The organism is Bradyrhizobium sp., assembly GCF_019242285.1.
Classification (GTDB): domain Bacteria; phylum Pseudomonadota; class Alphaproteobacteria; order Rhizobiales; family Xanthobacteraceae; genus Bradyrhizobium.
The window spans coordinates 1-18,921 of record NZ_JAFAVV010000476.1 but is presented as its reverse complement, the minus strand read 5'-3'; the positions used below and the strand labels follow the sequence as shown (position 1 = coordinate 18,921).

Genomic DNA, 18,921 nt, shown 5'->3' with positions numbered 1-18,921 from the left:
CTCTTTGCTTGTGTTACTTCGGCGCGGATGGCCACCACGGGTACTGGCTCGGCATGTCCTGCGAGACCTTGCCCGGAAAGGCCGGCGGGCGTTTTTCCAGGAAGGCCCGCACGCCCTCGCGCACGTCGGCATGCGCGCCGCGCTCGATCGACATCGGCTTGTCGAGCGCGAGCAGTTCGAACGGGTCGGGCGCGCCGGCGAAGCGCCACAGCATCTGCCGCGTCAGCGCCACCGCCACGGCCGAAGTCTGCTCGGTCATCTCGCGCGCGATCTCCTTGGCGCGGTCCAGAAGATCGGCCGGCTCGACCACCTCGCTGACGAGGCCGCCGCGCAGCGCCTCGTCGGCCTCGAAGGTCCGCCCGGACAGGCACCAGCGCAACGCCTGCGGCAGACCGACCAGTTTGGGCAGGAACCAGGCGCTGCCGGCTTCCGGCACCAGCCCACGGCGCGCAAAGATGAAGCCGATCCTGGCGCCCCTGGCGGCGATGCGGATATCCATCGGCAGCGTCATGGTGATGCCGACGCCAACGGCCGGTCCGTTGATCGCCGCAATCGACGGCTTGCGGCAGTTGAAGATCGCCTCGACGAAGCGGCTGCCCCCGGTTCTCGGGCTTGCGAACACACCCGCGCCATGCTGGCCCGAGGTGTCGAAGCTCGTAGCCCCGCCGGACACGTCGGCGCCGGCACAGAAGGCGCGGCCCGCGCCGGTGACGATGATGGCGCGGATCGCGTCATCGCCGTCGGCGCTCACGAAGGCCTGAGTGAGTTCCGCGCCCATCTGTCCGGTATAGGCGTTCAGCCTGTCGGGGCGATTCAGCGTGACGATCAGGCAGGCGCCGTCGATCTCGCAGGTGATGTGCTGGTGCTCCATGGCTTCCCGTCCCTGATCGATGGTTTCTTCTTGTCAGGGACAGCCTGCCGGACACGGCGCGACCGTGTCCAGCCCGTTCGAGCGCCTGAGACGCCTGGAGCCCGGGTGAGCGAAGCGATACCCGGGAATGAGGCCCCGCATGTCGCTGCGCTCATGCGGGCTACGCTCCGCATCGTCGGGCCTCATGAATGCGATTTCTCGCGTTCGAAGCAGAGCCGCGCCTCACGGCCGGCGGCAGACCAGGTCGATCTCGATCAGCGCGTCATAGGCAAGCCCGGTGACGCCGACGCAGGTGCGCGCCGGCAGGCGATCGGGCGCGAAGAAGGTGCGATAGGTCGCGTTCATGGTGGCGAAGTCTTCCTTGAAGCGCGTCAGGTAAACCCGCGCCATGACGGCATGTTCGAGGCCGAGGTCGAGGCCTTTGAGAATGATCTTCAGGTTTTCCATCACCGCCTTGGTCTGCGCCACGATGCCATCGGGCAGCACGCCTGGAGCGGCAGGACTGTCGGGCATCTGGCCGGTGACGAAGACAAAACCGTCGGTCTCGACGGCGTGGCTGAAGGGCGATACGGGCTTTGGCCCGTTCGCGAACATGTGGAACTTCATCGGGCTCTTCCTTTGCTTGATGATCAGCTCGCGTCCCGAAACAGGCTCTTCTTCAGGATCGCATGCACGCCCCAATTGCCATCGACGACCTGGGTGACGCCGAAATCGACCGCGGCCGACATCAGCGCGATCGCCTCGTCCTCGCTCAACCCTTTAACCTGCATCAGGAAGCGGCGCATCTTGCGGAAGGCGTCCTTCATGGCGAGGTCGAGCGAGGAATTGGCGTAGACCTCGCTCTGTCCCTGCGCGCCGAATTCGGCGAGGTAGTTCGGATGGCTGAAGCCGGTCAGCACCCAGTCAGTCTCGGTCTCGATCAGGGGATAGGACAGGTCCGCGAACGGCTGGCCCGAGAGGTTGCCTTTCTTGTGCAGGATGACCTGGAACGTGCCGGTCATCGAGCACTCGATCGCCGTGCCGCTCAACTCGCCGTCGCCTTGCGCTGCATGGGGATCACCGACCGAGAGCAGCGCGCCGGGCACCGAGACCGGCAGATAGATGGTCGCGCCCTTGCCCAGCCGCCAGTTGTCGAGGTTGCCGCCGAAATAGGACGGCGGAATCGAATCGACGAAGTCGGCCTCGCGCGGCGCCACCGCGATCACGCCGAAATGCGGCCGCAGCGGAATGCGGATGCCGTCGAGCACGGCGTGGCGGCGTTTCACCGTGTGCGGCGCAATGGGGATGCCGGGATAGTCATAGGTGGGGTGGACGACGCCGAACGGATCGGTCTGCGGCTCGAAGCGATAGGAGTAGAGCGCGCATGCATGCGGCTCGCTGTCGGCTGCGAAGATCTCGTAGATGGTGACGACCTCGCGCGGCTTCGGTCCGCCGAGAAACTCGTCGTAGTGATAGCCCCACCAGGCCGCGACGCTGGAACCGAACACGCGCCCCTTGTGCTGCGGGTGCCGGCTTTCGCGCGGCACGATGTCGAGGATGCGGACCTCCAGCACATCGCCGGGCTGCGCGTCCTTTACCGCGACCGGGCCGGTGCAGATGTGCACCCCAAAACCTTCGCCGGCGCCGCGGCCGAACACGCTGGCATCGATCGGGCCGGCGCCGCGCCGGTCGACATTCTTCTTGACCGCGGTCCAGCCGAACACGCTTTCGGCGCCGCCATCGCCTGCGATCATGCGCTCGGGATCGTCGGAAGCGTGCTGCGACAATGTCTCGATGGTGATGGTGTCGCCGGAGGCGATCTCGGCCTGCGGCGGCAGTGAGCGGCTGAAATACCCCCAGTGCACGCGCTCGGCATCGGCGGCGAGGTGGTGATGGGCCGGACCGGTCGATGCAGTCGCGGTGCTGCTCCTGGCGCAGGGCGATGCGCCCTTGACGGCGAGCTTGTCGTGACCCTTCAGCAGCGCCAGCGCTTCCTGCGGCCAGCCGCGCTGACTGCTTGCCGCAGGCCGCGTCGCGCCACGTTCCGCCTGCCGCTGACGGAGCTCGCGCGGCGGCAATCCGAATCTGTGGCGAAAGCTGCGGCTGAAATGCGCGGCATCGGCAAAGCCATAGGTATAGGCGATCTCGGAGATCGAGCGGTGCGTCTCGGCCGGGTTCGACAGGTCGGCCCAGGCGCGTTGCAGCCGCCGCTCGCGGATATAATGGGTGAAGTTGTCGCCGACGCCTTCGAATAGTTTCTGCAGATAGCGCTCGGAGATGCCTTCCGCCTGGGCGACGCGGAGCGGCGAAAGCGCGGTATCGTCGAGCCTTCGCTCGATGGTCTGGCAGATGCGGTGCAGGATCGCGGCCTGCGTGGCGCTGCCGGGGCCTTCCGCGCTCGGCACCGCGAGCCGGTGCACGAGCGTCAGCAAGAGGTCGACCAGGCTTTAGGCGAGCGTCGCCCACTCGGCATCGTCGAGCGTCTCCAAGACCCGCGCGCTGGCCTCCAGGGTCCGCGCGAACACGTCGGCGAAGCCGCCCGGCGCCACCACATGCGGTTCAGCCAGCCTCGGCCGGGCGGCGATCCGGCCATGCAGCGCATCGGACGTCACCGACAGCACCACCGCGCGCATCGCCGGCTGGAACAGCACGCTGCAGTCGCCATGCCGCGGCAGCAGCAGGAGCCGGCCGGCGGGTATGATGCGATGGCCGGTGCGGCTTGCCAGCACCACGCCGTCCTCGACCGGCAGCAGCGCGACCGGCAGATCCTCGTTCGGGAGCAGCAGCGGCGAGATGCCCTGGGCGCTGGCGGCGATTCGTGTCAGCGCCACGCCGGGGGCCTGTCGATGCGACGCCGTGGCGTGGCCGCCGTCGGCGGTATTGGCGGAAGCGGGAGCAGGCTTGAGGCCGGCCGCGCTCAGCACGTCCCGCCATGCCTCCGGGCGGTCGTCCTGCGGATAGGATTCACTCGTGAACGGACGGAAGCTCATGCATCGACCCAACACGGGGATCGAAGCAACCCCCATGCCAGCCGGCCGCATTCGCGCGCCATCATGGCCGCGTCAAAACCGAGCTCATTTCTGATCAGCGGCCGAAAGCCGCCTTGCTTCAACGCATTAATCGCACCTGAACACGTTCTTCCTGATCGTGCCGTGGACGCCCCAATTGGCATCCACGACCTGGGTGACGCCGAAATCCGCGCCGACCGACATCAGCGAGATCGCCTCATCCTCGCTCAGGCCGTGCACCGTCATCAGGAACCGGCGGAGCTTGCGGAAGGCATCCCGCATCGCGCGGTCGAGGCTCGAATGATTGGCGATCTCGGTCTGCGCGTTGGCGCCGAGCTCGGCGAGGTAGTTCGGATAGGTAAAACCGTACACCGACCAGGCCTGCTCGGTTTCCAGCAACGGGTGGGCGAGACCTTCAAGCGCGGTGCCGCCGAGCTCGTTGTTCTTGTGCAGGATGAACTCGAAGTCGCCGGTGAGCGAGGTTTCGATCGCGGTGCCGCCGAGCTCGCTATCGCCTTGTGCTGCATGAGGATCGCCGACGGAGAAGAACGCGCCGGGCACTGCGACCGGATAGTACATCCGCGCGCCCTTGCCGATGCGCCAGTCGTCGATGTTGCCGCCGGTGTGGCCGGGCGGGATCGAGGAGACGAAATCGGCCTCTGCCGGCGCGAGCCCCATGGTGCCGAAATGCAGCCGTGCCGGCACCTTGACCGCCTTCAGGATGTTCTCTCGCCTGGTGATGGTCGCATGGTCGACCCGCACGCCCGGATAGTCGATGGTCGGATGCACGATGCCGTCGGGGTCGGTCTGCGGCGTCCAGACATAGTTGTAGACGGCCTTGGCGAACGGCTCGCCCGAGGTGTCGAGCTCGAAGATGGTGATGACCTCGCGCGGTTTCGGCGCCTCGATCAGGTCGTGATAGTGAAATCCCCAATTCGCGGCAGCGTTGGAGCCGAAGCATTTGCCGGCGTGGCAGGCGTTGCAGCTCGGCCGCGGCCGGATGTCGAGGATGCGCACCTCGAGGATGTCGCCGGGCTCGGCGCCCTCGACCGCGACCGGGCCGGTCAACAGATGCACGCCGAGGCCTTCGCCGGAGCCGCGGACGAACGGGCCTTCGGCAGGACCGGCGCCGCGGCGCGCCACCGCCTTGTGCTCCCGCGTCCAATGGAACACGCTCTCCGCGCCGGCATCGCCTGCGATCATCCGCTCGTAATCGTCGTTGGCGTGATGGGTCAGGGTCTCGATGGTGGCGCGGTCGCCCGAGCGCAAGGTGAGCGCCGGCGCGACGACCTTGGAGAAATAGCCCCAGTGAACCGTCGTCGGTGAAACCGGCAGCAGATGGTGCTTCATGCAAGGGCCTCTTGGCAGAACGGATGCGACGTCGTTGAAGTTGATGTGAAGGGCGAGCTCATCGCGCCGGCTCCGGCGTCCGATCGGCATCCACGACGCTGAGGAAGCGCGCGGTCATGGGGTGGCGCGGGTTGGACAGCACCTCATGCGCCGGCCCTTCCTCCAGAATCCTTCCGTCGCTCAGGAATGCGACGCGGTCGGCGACCTCGTCGGCGAAGCGGAGCTGGTGGGTGGAGATGATCATGGTCAGCCCGTCGTCGATCGCGAGCCGCCGGATCACCTCCAGCACCTCGTTGACGAGTTCGGGATCGAGCGCCGAGGTCGGCTCGTCGAGCAGCAGCACGCTCGGATTGGGCGCCAGCGCGCGGGCGATGGCGACGCGCTGCTGCTGGCCGCCGGAGAGATGCCGCGGCAGCGCGTCGGCGCGATGGCTCAGTCCGACCCGCTCCAACAGTTCCCGGGCGCGGCGGTCGGCGTCGGTCCGGCTCGCGCCGTGCACCCAGCGCAGGGGGCCGGCGATGTTCTCCTTCGCGGTCAGATGGCTGAACAGGTTGAACTGCTGGAACACCATGCCGACGCCGACATGGGCGCGTTCGTTGGCGATGGCGCGTGGCGACAGCCGCTTGCCGTCGTCACCGAAGCCGAGTCGCCTGCCACCGACCCGAATGGTGCCGCCATCCCAGCTCTCCAGGTGGTTGATGCAACGGAGCAGCGTGCTCTTTCCGGAGCCACTGGGGCCGAGCAGGGCCAGCACCTCGCCGATCCGCACCGTGAGGTCGAGGCCGTTCAGCACAGATTGAGCATCATAGCGCTTGCGCAGGTCCTTCACCTCGACGGCGATGTTGTTGCGCGCGACGGTCGCGGCACGCCTGGCACGGTCCGCCTCGGTCAGCGCCGGCGATGGCGTCAGGGCGAGGCCGGGCGTCATCTCCTTCATCTTGCCGCACGCGGAGGAGGGCTTGGCCGTGAGATCGACGCGGCGCCAGGGCAGATAGTCGGCGAGCCGTCGCTGGCGGCTGGCGCGGTCGAGGTCGAGCAGCCATTCCAGCGCGAGCTGGATCGCGGCGACGGCCCCGGTCAGAACGAGATAGAGCAGGCCGGAGGCGAAGAAGATCGAGAAGAAATCGAAGGTCGAGGAGGCGAGCTGGGTCGAGCGCAGCGTCAATTCCTGCACCGCGATGACGGATGCGAGCGAGGAGTTCTTCAGCGCACTGACCGATTCGTTGCCGAAGGCGGGGATCATGGTACGGATCGCCTGCGGCGCGATGATCCGCCGCATCAGCACGGACGGCGTCATGCCGAGCGCCTGGCCGGCCGCGATCTGGCCGCGATCGACGCCGAGCACGCCGGCACGCAGCATCTCGGCGATGAACGGCGCCTCGTTGCAGGCGAGCGCCAGCCCTGCGGCCATGACGGCAGGCAGCTTGATGCCGATATGCGGCAGCGCGTCGTAGGCGAACACCATCTGCAGGATCAGCGGCGTGCCGCGGAAGATCACGGTGTAGCCGCGGGCGAAGGCGGCCAGCAGCCAGAAGCGGCTGAGCTGCATCGCCGCCAGCCACAGCCCGAGGATCAGCCCGCCGATCAGCCCGAGGGCCGTGACCTGAAGGGTCAGCTCGATGCCCTGAAGCAGATAGGGCAGGCTGAGATAGTGCAGGAACAGCGACATCTGGTTCAGGTGACGTAGGGTGGGCTAAGGCGCGGACGCGACGATGCTTCGCATCGCGCGGAGCGCCGTGCCCACCGTTGTTTCGACAGCATCGCTCGGGATGGTGGGCACGCTTCTGCCTTTGTGTGGTGTGCGCCCGTGCATGTGGCCGCTTAGCCCACCCTACGACTCCCCGTAAGGACTGGGAGAGGAAGCGCACTGCGTCCGCCGATAGTGCTTCGACTGACGAGAAGCCGTGCGCGTCAATCCGCCACGAGGATGTCCGGCTCCTTGAAGTTGTTGACGTCGAGCTCCCACTTCTTCAGCAGCTCCATGTGGATGCCGGCCTTCTGCACCTCGATCAGGGCGGCCATCACCGCGTCGCGGAATTGCGGCTTGTCCTTCGGCACGGCGATGCCGACGGAGTAGGGGATGGTGACCGCGATCGCCTTCTCGAGCTTGTCCGGATTGGCCTTCACCGCCTGGTCGACGGTGTTGACGTCGTTGACATAGGTATCGGCGCGGCCGGCGAGGATCGCCTGGATGCAATTCGCGTTGTTGTCATAGAGTTGCAGCGTCGGCTCCGCCTTGCCCTCGGCCTTGCATTTCGGCATCAGGTCCTGCACCAGCGGCACCTCGACGAAGCCGGTGTTTTCGGCCGCGGCTGCGCCGCACATGGTCATGTCGATGCCGTGGATGCCCTTCGGGTTGCCTTTGGCGACCAGCACGCCGTCGAACACCTTCGAATAGGTGATGAAGTCGGCGGCCTTGGCGCGCTCCTTGGTGGCGTAGATGTCGGAGATCACGATGTCGGCCTGGCCGCTCGCGAGCGTGGTCAGGAGGGCGGCGAACGTCACCGGCTTGTAGGTCAGCTTGAAGCCGAGGCAGTCACCGATCGCCTCGCCGATGTCGATGTCGAACCCGACATATTTGCTGGGATCGTTCGGATCGATCGCCTCATAGCCCGGCGTGTGCGGGTTGATCGCGTTGACCAGCGTCTTGCCCTTCCATTCCGGATATTTCGTCTGCAGCGCCGTGCAGCCGGCGGGCGTGGCGGCCTGGCTACCTGCCGGCATGAGAAATCCGGTGGCGACGATCGCGGCGAGCGCGGCAACCCACGCGCGCCCCGCTTTGAGAAAAAGCCAATTCTGCATGTTGCCAGCTCCTCCGAGTTGTTGTGCGAGCGGCCGCGGCGTCCTGCGCGTCTCGCCGCGGGCAAGGCTCGCGGGCAAGGCTCGCGGGCAAGGCTCGCGGGCCAAGGCTCGAAGGAAATCCTAGGGGCGCGGTGCGGCAGCTCGCTTGTCCGGGGGCGCACAAAAATTTGGATCGGCCCGAGCTAAAATTTGGGCGGTCGCTGCACAAAAAGTAAACGCGGGGCTCGTGGACTTCATTTGCCCGTGTTACCGCCACTCGCCGAAGCGCGGGCACGCCACGGCGCCCGGCGAGGCGCGGCGCGCGCCACAAGCCCCACTCGATCCACCGCGTCAGTTGTGGCTTCACTTGTGCGACGAAGCTACCTGCGCAACAGGAAGAGGACCTACGATTGTCAGACTGGATCGACCACGCCGTCTGGTGGCACATCTATCCGCTCGGCTTCGTCGGCGCGGAGCGTGAGGCGCGCGACTGTCCCGAGATCAGGCATCGTCTCGGCAAGCTCGATCCCTGGCTCGACTATGCGGCGAAGCTCGGGGTTTCGGGCATCCTGCTCGCACCGGTCTTCGCGTCCTCAACGCATGGCTATGACACCATCGATCACTTTGCGATCGACCGGCGGCTCGGCGACATCGCCGACTTCGATTCCCTGATCGCGGCGGCGCATCGCCGCGGCCTGCGGGTCGCGCTCGACGGCGTGTTCAACCATGTCGGCCGCGAGTTTCCGGCCTTTCAGCGCGCAATCAAGGACGGCCCGCAATCGAGCGAGGCGTCCTGGTTTCGTCTGACCTGGCCAGCCGGTGCGCCTGCCGGCACGGAGCCCGACTACGCGACGTTCGAAGGACACCGGCAGCTCGTCGCCCTCAACCACGACGAGCCCGCGGTTGCCGATTACGTCACGCGCGTGATGATCACCTGGCTCGATCGCGGCATCGACGGCTGGCGGCTCGATGCCGCCTATGCGGTGCCGCGGCCGTTCTGGCGCAGGGTGCTGCCCGCAGTACGCGCCCGCCATCCGCAGGCCTATCTGTTCGGCGAGGTCATTCACGGCGACTATGCCGCCTTCGTTCACGACACGGGCGTCGACGCGGTCACCCAATACGAATTGTGGAAGGCGATCTGGAGTTCGCTGAACGATCGCAACCTGTTCGAGCTCGCCTGGGCGCTGAAGCGGCATGATGCGATGCTCGAATCCTTCGTGCCGCAGACCTTCATCGGCAATCATGACGTGACGCGGATCGCGAGCCGGCTTTCCGACCAGCGGCATCTTCCTCATGCGCTCGCGATCCTCTTGACCTGCGCCGGCACGCCGTCGATCTATGCCGGCGACGAGCAAGCCTTTCGCGGCCTCAAGGAGGATCGCGCCGGCGGCGACGATGCGATCCGGCCGGCCTTTCCCGCCAGCCCCGACGGCCTCGCGCCGTTCGGCTGGCCGGTCTATCGTCTGCACCAGGAGCTGATCGGGCTGCGGCGCCGGCATCCGTGGCTGCATCGCGCGCGGAGCCGCGTGGTCGAGCTTCACAACACCGATCTCGTGCTCGAAGCGTCGTTCGAAGGGAGCCGGCTGTGGCTCGCCCTCAACATCGCCGACGTGCCGGCGGTGCATGCCATCGATGCGGCGGCCGACCGGCTGGCCGGCGACGTCGCCGTCCGGCGCAAGGGTGCGACGACCGAGATCGCGCTGCCGCCGCACGGCTGGGGGGTCGTCGGCTAGCGCTCCGAAGTCAGCCACTCGGCAGATGCGCCAGGTACTCGTAGACGGCGCGCAGGGTGTCGTCGTCCATCCTTCCGATCGGTCGCCCCGGCATCTGCTTGCCGAGCTCGTGACCGTTCGGATCGATGCCGGTGCGCAAGGTCGCGGCGAACTGCGCGAACGTCCATCCCTTGACCAGGCGGAGATCGGGACCCAGCGGCCCGAGCTGGCCTGAGACGCCGCCGGTCAGATCCTTGCCGTGGCATTTTTGCTCGACGTGTCGACGACCTTCAGATCCACCGTCGGCGCGCTACGCGTGTGCAGCCTCAACAACCCGAGGATCAGGAGCACGCTGACCGATGCGGCCACCAGTGACAGCAGCGCCGTCAGCGCGGCGCCGCCCCATTTCAGGACACGGTTCTGGGCGCGCCAGACGCGAAAGCCCGACCAGCACAGCAGGGTAGTCGTGGCGATCGAAATCGTCGGGTTGAGCAATTCGAACATTAAAATCTCTCCAGAGTTCCGTTCGGCGGACAGGCCGGTCGGTTTGCGCGACAATTCGTGTCGGCGGCGGAGAGTGGCCGGCGGCGCAATACGGGATGATTTCGACGGATTCGTTTCCGGTTACGGGCGTAGCGCGGCTGCTGAGAGGCGCTGGGCTTTGCACGAACGCGAACTATGCGCCAGATCACAAACCAACGGTAACAAATTGATCTCTCAATCGTGTGCTGCCCCGCAATATGGCTTGCTCTATAGGCCGAATGGGGATTTGGAGGTATCTGAGTGATTGGAAGGTCTGAGCATATTTTTATCGGCCGGCCCCCCCAGCCGTCTCACATGGAAATCGACGGATCAGACAGACCCACTGCGGGACCGTCCGTGCCATCGGCCCTGGGTGGCGGCTCCGACCGGAAGGTGGCCACCTGCCTCGTCGTCGAGGACGACAGCACGATGCGGCACCTCGTGATGAATTATCTCGAGGAGCACGACATCCGCGCCATCTCCGCCTCGCGCCGCCATGAGGTGGTCGGTCTGCTCGCGCGGAGCCAGCCGGACCTGGTGGTCCTCGATCTCCGGCTGGGCCAGGACGACGGCCTCGATCTGTTGCGCGAGATTCGTGCCCTCTCGGACGTGCCGGTGATCATCACCACCGGTCATCGCCGCGACGAGATCGATCGCGTGGTCGGTCTCGAGCTGGGTGCCGACGATTACATCACCAAGCCGTTTGGATTGAGAGAATTGCTGGCCCGCATCCGCGCGGTTCTCCGGCGGCGCGAGGTCGGACAGGCCGTGGGCTCGCGCGACGGCGACAAGGGGCGCTGCCGTTTCGGTGGCTGGCTCCTGGATCGGCGCCATCGCCGGTTGACCGATTCCAGTGGGGCGCCGGTGGCGTTGACCAAGGGCGAATACGCGCTGTTGATCGCGTTTCTCGATGCGCCGCAGCGGCCGCTGTCGCGTGAGCAGCTCTTGCAGGCTACGCGCATCCACGAGGATGTCTTTGATCGCAGCATCGACGTGCAGGTGCTGAGGCTGCGGCGCAAGCTGGAGCGCGATCCGAGCGCGCCGTCCATCATCCGCACCGAACGCGGCGTCGGCTACGTCTTCGCGCTGCCCGTCGAGCTCCTGTGACGGGGAAGCGATGACGCGCAGCGCGACGCGCGCGACGGCGCGGTCCATTACAAGCGTAGCCATAAATCGCCGTGGCGGAATGCTGCGGAAACATGCGCCCGGCAGAGTCTCCCGCATTGACGTAGTCTGGGAGAATTCAATGTCGTCCGTAAAGCATTTCTACCGGTCTCGAATCGTATCGCGCGCCAGCTGGCCGCGGCAGTCCGATCGGCGCGCGATCGTCTATCGCCCCTTCGACGATGGCAGGCCGTCATCGGCGATCGGCGCCAAGCGAATGCGGCCGTCGGCCTTCCGGAAAAGTGTCGTGAGAGCTGGCACGCATGTTGCGTATCTCGCCGGTCATGCGTTTCCGAATCTGCTGCTTGCGGCCGGATCCTGGGTGGTCGCCGAGGTGCTGGCGGGATGCGCGACCTATGCGGAGGCGATGTATTGCATTCCGCCGGCCACGCTGCATCATGAAGGCGCTGCCGAATGCGCGTCTTCCCGACCCTCGCTGCCGAGCCACGGGCCTGCACGCGGAAAGCCCGACCTGCGCGTGATTCTGGGAAACGGGAGCTCGCACACCGAACCACCGAAAGATCTGCCGCAGGCGGCTGGCGAGGGTGCCGACCGCGCCGCAGATGCTGAGCAGCCGCCGGCGATTGCCACAGGCTGGCGCATCGCGATCGCCGCGCCCGCCGTGCGGCTCATGGCGAAATGGCAGCGCGCGCAATCGCGGCGCCGCGCGCTGGCGGAGCTGCGAGGGCTCGACGATCCGACGCTGCGCGATGTCGGGCTCACGCGCTCCGACATCGAATACGCCGCGCGGCAGGGGATCTATCTGGGATGAGGCGATGGTTGCCGGTGCGATTGGTGTTGCTGGCGGTGTCGGGCCTGCTGTCGCTGGCTTGCGCGATGCTCGTCGGCGCGGCGATCGCGCAGGCGCCGTCCGGTCCGGACGCGTTCCAGGTGGAACTCGTGCCGGACCAGGAGCCGATCACCCATTTGTCGGGCCCGCCCGATGCCGATCCGCTCAAGCTCGCGCTCGGCGAAACGCTGTTCTCCGATACGCGCCTGTCCGCGGACGGAACGCTGGCCTGCGTGTCCTGCCACGATATCCACAGCAACGGTGCCGGCAGCGGTCGTCCGGCCCGCGATGGATCGAAGCCGCCGTTCGATACGCTGAGCATCTTCAATGCATCCCTGAATTTTCGCCTGGACTGGCGCGGCAAGTTCCGCGAGCTTGCCGCACAGGCGGAGGCGTCGCTGGAAAATCCGCTGTACATGAAGACCAGCGCCGACGAGGTCGCGCTCAAGCTGAACCACGACCCAAAGCTCGTCGCCGATTTCCTGGCGGCCTACGGCCGTGCGCCGGATCGCGAGAACGTCCTGGACGCGCTCGTGACGTTCGAGCGCTCGCTGGTGACCCCGGGGAGCCGGTTCGACCGCTGGCTCGGCGGCGATGCGTCCGCACTTTCGGCCAGCGAGCTCGAGGGCTATCGGCTGTTCAAATCGTTCGGATGCAGCTCCTGCCATCAGGGGCGCAACGTCGGCGGCAACCTGTTCGAACGACAGGGCGTCTTTCACCCGTTGGTGCGAGGACCGCCCGAGATCGTGCGTGTGCCGAGCCTGCGTAACGTCGCGGCGACCGCGCCGTATTTTCACGACGGCAGCGCGGCCACCCTGCAGGATGCGGTGCGCAGGATGGCAAGGGCGCAGCTCGACCGCACCCTGACCGATCCGCAGATCGAATCGATCGTCGGCTTCCTGCAGACGCTGACGGGAAATTATCGCGGCTCGCCGGTCACCGGAGCGCCACGATGAAGTTGATCCCGGCCGCCGCCACCGTGGGCTTCCTGATCGTGCTGCTGACGTGGCTGTCGCTGCGCGCGGTCAATCCGGAAGCGGAAGGGTTCGACCACGCCTTCACCGAGATCGAGCGCTTTGGCATGGTCGAGAACGGGCTTTATCGCGACGTCTTCGCGGCGCGTGCCGGCACGTTGCGCAACTACGATCCGCTGGTGAGGGAGATCCGCGATCTGCGCGTCTCGCTCGACCGCTTGCGCGGGACCGCCGCAATCGATGTGGAAACCACCGAGGCGATCAACCGCCTGGCGGCCTCCGTCGACCAGCAGGAAGACCTGGTCGAGCATTTCAAGAGCCAGAACGCGCTGCTGCACAACTCGCTGTCGTTCTTCGGACGCACCAGCGCCAAATCGGTTTCGCCGGAGCTGGATCCCGTGATCAGTGCAGCCGCGGCCGCGATCCTCAATCTCACGCTCGATACCTCCTCCGTCGTTGTTCAGGAGGCACAGAACCGGTTGGACGACCTCGACCGCGAGGCTGTTCATAACGGCCAGGGTGATGCGGTCGAGAGCCTGCTGGCGCATGGTCGGCTGGTCGCTCGCATGCTTCCATCGGTCGACGGCAGGTTGCGCAGCTTGGCCGCGCTGCCGAATGTGGAGCAGCAGAATGCGCTGCGCGCGATGATCCTGAAGCGCCAATCCGTCTCGCGGGAGCAGGCCCGGCAGTACCGTCGCGTGCTCTATGGCCTGTCGCTGGTTCTGGTGGCTTTCCTGGTCCAGCTTGCGCTCGGACTGAGAAAGCGTTCCAGCATCCTGCGGCGTCGCTCCGCGTTGGAGCACGTGATCGCCGCGATCTCGATGCGCTTCCTCGAGGCGCAGCCTCACGGCCTCGATGAGGAGATCGACCGCGCGGTGGCCGCCATCGGGATCTGCATCGGCGCGGACCGCATTTATCTGGTGACCACGGGAGCCAGACGGCGGTTGCATGTCTGGCACAAGCCCGGGATGGAGCCTCCCCCGGGATGGCCCGAGCGTGCTCCCGAAATGGCGGCCCGGATCGGCGTCGGGGGCGATGGCATCGTGCATGTCGCCCGGGTTTCAAAGATGCCGCCGGGCGAAGACCAGGCGGCTCTGCTCGGTTTCGGCCTCGGAGGATGGGCCTGCGCGACGACCATCAACAGCGACGGCACCCGCGTGCTGCTGGGCTTCGACGTGGTCGGCCGACCGTGCGGTATCGCGGCGCCGGGAGAGCTGTCGCTGGCGCGCACGGCGCTCGACACCATCGTCCATGCGCTCGAACGGCATACGGTCGAGATGGAGCGCGCGCGGCTGGAGTCGCGGCTCCGGCAGGCCACACGGATGGAGAAGATCGGGATCTTCACCAGCGGCATCGCGCACAATTTCAACAACATCCTCGGCGGCATTCTCGGTCATGCCGAGGTGATGGCCGACCATGTCGGCTCGAACACCAAGCTCGTGCGCAATCTCGCCGGCATCCGCCTCAGCGCGGAGCGGGCACGGGATCTCATCGACGAGATATTGGGCTATGGACGACGGCGCGACGTGCCGCGCAAGCTGCTGAATCTATGCGACGTGGTGGGAGAGGTCGCGTCGCTGCTCGAGGTCTCGCTGCCCTCGAGCGTCGAGCTCGCCATCCGCCATCCCGAGGGCAAGCTGATGATCTGCGGCGAGCCCGCCCAGCTGCAACAGGTGATCCTCAACCTCTGCAACAACGCGGCGCATGCGATGCCGGATGGCGGCCGCATCGAGATCGCGGCCGAGCAGCGCGAGCTGCGGAAGGCACGGCCTTTGAGCCACGACGAGATTGGTCCCGGCCGCTATGTGTGCATCACCGTGACCGATAACGGCTCCGGCATGGACGAGCTCACGCTGACGCGGATCTTCGAACCGTTCTTCACCACGCGATCGTCGGGAAACGGCCTTGGGCTTGCGACGGCGCGCGAGATCGCGCGCGAGCATGGTGGGGTGGTGAGCGTGCAGAGCAAGCCCGGCGAGGGCAGTCGCTTCGAGGTCTGGCTGCCCGAGGCGACGGCGGTCGGGCAGATGCCGGAGCCGGACAGTGTCGGGCTTCCGGCGGGAGCGGGCGAGACCGTCATGCTGGTGGCCGGCAGCGAGCGCCTGCTGCGGGACGAGGAATTGCTGGCGGCGCTTGGCTACGAGCCGGTCGGCTTTGCGACTGCGGAAGCCGCGCTCGCGGCGTCTGGGGCCCATCCGGACCGTTTCGACATGGTCGTGGTCGGTCATCTCGGGCCGATCGGGGCCTCGCTCGAATTGGCGGCGGCGCTGCACGCAGCTCTGCCGGCCGCACCGATCGTGCTTGCGAGGACCGCGACCGAGATCGACGCCGACACGCTCGTGAGCGCCGGCATCTCGGACGTCGTGCGCTGGCCGATCGTCGCCGAGGAGATCGCGGTCGCGCTGGCGAGAGGCGCGCCGCGTGCCCTGTGCCGGGTGCCCGCGTAGCGTCTCGTGGCAGGGGCAGCCCGCTGACCGACCCCGATCGGGAACCGGCCGGAGCCCGTTCGTCAGGCTCGGTTCGTTGACCGAGATTTGCATTCGGCTCGAAATTGATGAGAAGATCGCCGCCGGCCGAGCCGAGCGAGCGTGGAGACGCGCTCCGCCCCTGGCGCAGCCGACATGGAGCGCCAATGGACGCAGCATCGTTGCGCAACGACGTCCGCCGCGAGATCCCCGGCTTCTGCACCTTCTGCCGTTCGCGTTGCGGCTCGCTCAACGTGATCGAGAACGGCCGGCTGGTCGAGGTGAAGCCACTGCCCTCGCACCCGACCGGCAAGGCGCTGTGTCCGAAGGGTCGGGCGGCGCCGGAGATCGTGCACGACGCGCGCCGCCTGATGACGCCGCTGATCCGCACCCGGCCGAAGCATGCTGACGATCCGGGCTGGCAGCCGATCGCCTGGGATGAGGCGCTGGATCGGATTGCGGGCAGGCTCAGGCAGATCGCCGCCGAGAGCGGACCCGAGGCGGTCGCCTTCGGCTTCACCTCGCCGAGCGCCACTTCGATGTCGGACTCGCTGCCGTGGCTCGAGCGCTTCGTCTGGACGTTCGGCAGCCCCAACATCTGCTACGCGACCGAGCTGTGCAACTGGCACAAGGATCACGGCCACGAGTTCACCTTCGGCACCGGCGTGCCGGTCCCGGATTATCGGCATTCCGGCCTGATCGTGCTGTGGGGCCACAATCCCGCGACCGCGTGGCTGGCGCAGGCCGAGGCGATCGGCGAAGCGCGGCGCAACGGCGCCCGCCTCGTCGTGATCGATCCGCGCCGCACGGCGCATGCGCGCGACGCAGATCTCTGGCTGCAGATCGCACCGGGGATGGACGGCGTCCTGGCGCTTGCGCTCGCCAATTTGCTGATCACGCGCAAAGCCTATGACCATGACTTCGTCCGTCGCTGGACCAATGCGCCGCTGCTGGTGCGCGGCGATACCGGCCGCTTTCTGAAGGCGGAGGAGATCGGCTTGCCCGGCGGCGACGCTTTCGTCGTGTTTGATGAGATGGCACAGGCGCCGGTGTCCTACGACACGACGCAGGCGATGCCGGAAGCGCAGGCGCAGCGGCTGGCGCTCGAGGGAACATTCGAGATCGTGATCGAAGGACGACGGGTCGCATGCCGGCCGGCGTTTGCGCTGTACGCCGGCGCCGCGCGCGAATTCTCGATTGCGCGCGCTGCTGATCTGACCGGATTGCCGGAAGTCGCCATCACCGCCGTCGCTGACGAGATCGCGCGCGCACCATCGCTCAGCTATTATTGCTGGACCGGTGTCGGCCAGCACACCAATGCCTCCCAGATCGACCGCGCCATCGCCACGCTGTTCGCGCTCAAGGGCCAGTATGACGCTCCCGGCGGCAATGTCTGGTGGGCCGCGCCCGCGGTGGCTCCGCTCAGCAGCTACGCCATGCTGCCGCCCGAGCAGCGGCGGAAGGCGATCGGGCTCGACAGGCTGCCGCTGGGGCCGCCGTCGCGCGGCTGGATCACGGGCCCCGATCTGTACCGCGCGATTCGCGACAGCGTGCCTTATCGCGTGCGCGGCCTGGTCAGCTTCGGATCGAACCTGCTGGTCTCGCAGCCGGATCCCGCGCTGGGCCGCGCGGCGCTGGAGCAGCTCGAATTCTACGTGCATTGTGACCTCAGGCCCAACCCGACCTCGCGCTATGCCGACATCATCCTGCCCGTGAACACGGCGTGGGAGCGCGAGGCGCTGCGCGCCGGCTTCGAGATCACCGCCAATGCGCAAGAGCACGTGCAGTTGCGACCGCAGATGGTCGACGCCATCGGCGAGAGCCGTTCCGATCACTGGATCGCGGCCGAACTCGCGAAGCGGCTCGGTTTCGGCGAGCGCTTCTACGACGGCGACTTCGATCGCGCCTGGAACGAGGTGCTGAAGCCGGTCGGGCTCTCGACCGCGCAACTGCGCGCGCGGCCCGAGGGCGTGCGCGTGCCGCTGCAGCACCGCTTCCGCAAATATGCCGAGACCAAGAACGACGCCGTCACCGGCTTCCCGACGCCGACGCGTCGGGTCGAATTGTATTCGCAGCGCCTGCTCGCGCACGGCTATCCGCCGGTGCCGGCGCCGCTGCCGGACGCAGCCATGGACCCGGCGTTTCCCATCACGCTGCTGAGCGCGAAGAACGGCTATTACTGCCACAGTCAGCATCGCGGCATCACGGCCTTGCGCCGGCGTTCGCCGCTGCCGCGCGTGGAAATGTCGCCCGCGCTGGCCGCGCGGCGGGGCATCGCCGACGGCGACCGCGTCGAGATTCGGGCCGCGAAGGGACGCCGCATCACCATGGCCGCGCGCATCGATCCGGCGCTGGCGGATCACGTCGCGGTCGCCGAATATGGCTGGTGGCAGGGCTGTCCCGATCTCGGGCTCGATGGCTTCGATCTGCTCGGTGCTGATGATGCCAACTACAATTCACTGGCGACGGACGAACTTCGCGACCCGATCTCGGGCGCGCCCGGCTATCGCTCGCTCGCTTGCGATATCGTCCGCAGCGATGCAAAGCCGCGGCCGTGGCAAGGTTTTCGACCGCTCGTCGTCCGCGCCGTGAGCCGGCCGGCGGAGGATGTCGTGTGCCTCGACCTCGCAGCGGCTGACGGCAGCCCGTTGCCCGGCTTCGCGCCGGGCCAGTTCCTGACGCTTGCGTATGACGAAGGACACCGCGATGCGCAAACGGTGCGATCTTATTCGTTCTGCGGAGCGGCTGGCGCCGAAGTCCAAGGCTACCGCGTCGCCGTGAAGACCGTGGCAGGCGGAATCATCTCGCCGCTGCTGGCGGCGGCCAGACCCGGGCAGACGCTATTGGCGCAGGCTCCGACGGGAAAATTCCTGCTGCCGCTTGCGAATGAATTTCCGGTCGTGCTGCTGGCCGGTGGCATTGGCATCACGCCGTTCATGAGCTATCTCGAAACGCTCGCCACGCAGGCGCAGCGGCCGGAGATTCATCTCTATTACGTCGTGCCGTCGCGCATGCACCATGCCTTCGCCGCCCGTTTGCGCGAATTGGCCGTGGCGATGCCGGAGCTTCGCACCGTGACGCTCTATAGCCGCCCGGTGGCGTCCGACCGGCTGGGCGTGGACTATGATCGCGCTGGACGCCTGGAGTTCACCGCCATCGAGGAGAGCCTGATCCGGCGCCGCGCGAGGTTCTACCTGTGCGGTCCCGACGCGATGATGGCAGCGATGTCCGCGGGCCTGCGCGCGAGCGGCGTGCCGGCCTTCGAGGTCTTTCAGGAACGTTTCGTCTCGCCGCGGCCGGTGGCC

General features: G+C 67.1%; 13 protein-coding genes and 1 pseudogene. 6 read left to right on the top strand and 8 right to left on the bottom strand.

Translation table 11 applies throughout. The annotated features are described in order from the left end of the window. Positions 1 to 13 precede the first annotated feature (13 nt). The 6 genes and pseudogenes from JOY90_RS18885 to JOY90_RS18855 form a co-directional block, all read right to left on the bottom strand. Complete coding sequence (locus JOY90_RS18885) at positions 14 to 871, bottom strand: enoyl-CoA hydratase-related protein (RefSeq protein WP_291692631.1); 858 nt, start codon at positions 869 to 871, stop codon at positions 14 to 16. A gap of 222 nt (positions 872 to 1,093) precedes the next feature. Then, positions 1,094 to 1,477 carry a RidA family protein gene (locus JOY90_RS18880; protein WP_291692630.1) on the bottom strand — a complete coding sequence of 128 codons (384 nt, stop codon included), beginning with the start codon at positions 1,475 to 1,477 and terminating at the stop codon, positions 1,094 to 1,096. 23 nt (positions 1,478 to 1,500) lie between these two features. Beyond that, positions 1,501 to 3,840, bottom strand: a pseudogene (locus JOY90_RS18875) (acetamidase/formamidase family protein). Between the two features lie 126 nt (positions 3,841 to 3,966). Beyond that, positions 3,967 to 5,208 carry an acetamidase/formamidase family protein gene (locus JOY90_RS18865; RefSeq protein ID WP_291692627.1) on the bottom strand — a complete coding sequence of 414 codons (1,242 nt, stop codon included), beginning with the start codon at positions 5,206 to 5,208 and terminating at the stop codon, positions 3,967 to 3,969. A 58-nt stretch (positions 5,209 to 5,266) separates the two neighbouring features. Next, complete coding sequence (locus tag JOY90_RS18860; RefSeq protein ID WP_291692626.1) at positions 5,267 to 6,877, bottom strand: amino acid ABC transporter permease/ATP-binding protein; 1,611 nt, start codon at positions 6,875 to 6,877, stop codon at positions 5,267 to 5,269. Between the two features lie 242 nt (positions 6,878 to 7,119). After that, positions 7,120 to 8,010 (bottom strand): ABC transporter substrate-binding protein, encoded by an 891-nt coding sequence (locus JOY90_RS18855; RefSeq protein WP_291692625.1) that lies wholly within the window; start codon positions 8,008 to 8,010, stop codon positions 7,120 to 7,122. Positions 8,011 to 8,399: 389 nt separating this feature from the next. Between JOY90_RS18855 and JOY90_RS18850 the strand changes: the two genes are divergently transcribed. After that, positions 8,400 to 9,722 (top strand): alpha-amylase family protein, encoded by a 1,323-nt coding sequence (locus JOY90_RS18850; protein WP_291692624.1) that lies wholly within the window; start codon positions 8,400 to 8,402, stop codon positions 9,720 to 9,722. A gap of 10 nt (positions 9,723 to 9,732) precedes the next feature. Here JOY90_RS18850 and JOY90_RS18845 read toward each other — a convergent pair whose 3' ends face one another. Together JOY90_RS18845 and JOY90_RS18840 are read right to left on the bottom strand one after the other, a co-directional pair. After that, positions 9,733 to 9,861, bottom strand: coding sequence for a hypothetical protein (locus JOY90_RS18845; RefSeq protein ID WP_291692623.1), 129 nt, complete (start codon positions 9,859 to 9,861; stop codon positions 9,733 to 9,735). Between the two features lie 86 nt (positions 9,862 to 9,947). Beyond that, positions 9,948 to 10,205, bottom strand: a complete 258-nt coding sequence (locus tag JOY90_RS18840; RefSeq protein WP_291692622.1) for a hypothetical protein — start codon at positions 10,203 to 10,205, stop codon at positions 9,948 to 9,950. A gap of 375 nt (positions 10,206 to 10,580) precedes the next feature. Between JOY90_RS18840 and JOY90_RS18835 the strand changes: the two genes are divergently transcribed. The 5 genes from JOY90_RS18835 to JOY90_RS18815 all read left to right on the top strand — a co-directional run. Further along, entirely contained in the window at positions 10,581 to 11,330 is a 750-nt protein-coding gene (locus JOY90_RS18835) for a response regulator (protein ID WP_291692621.1), read from the top strand. Positions 11,331 to 11,709: 379 nt separating this feature from the next. After that, positions 11,710 to 12,159, top strand: coding sequence for a DUF1127 domain-containing protein (locus JOY90_RS18830; protein WP_291692620.1), 450 nt, complete (start codon positions 11,710 to 11,712; stop codon positions 12,157 to 12,159). Next, positions 12,156 to 13,133, top strand: a complete 978-nt coding sequence (locus tag JOY90_RS18825; protein WP_291692619.1) for a cytochrome c peroxidase — start codon at positions 12,156 to 12,158, stop codon at positions 13,131 to 13,133. Before JOY90_RS18830 ends, JOY90_RS18825 begins: the two co-directional genes overlap by 4 nt. Continuing rightward, a complete protein-coding gene (locus JOY90_RS18820) occupies positions 13,130 to 15,598 on the top strand; it encodes a two-component system VirA-like sensor kinase (RefSeq protein ID WP_291692618.1) in 2,469 nt (822 codons plus the stop codon). Before JOY90_RS18825 ends, JOY90_RS18820 begins: the two co-directional genes overlap by 4 nt. 185 nt (positions 15,599 to 15,783) lie before the next feature. Further along, positions 15,784 to 18,921, top strand: a 3,138-nt coding sequence (locus JOY90_RS18815; RefSeq protein WP_291692617.1) for a molybdopterin-dependent oxidoreductase, incomplete at its 3' end; no start/stop codon positions are given.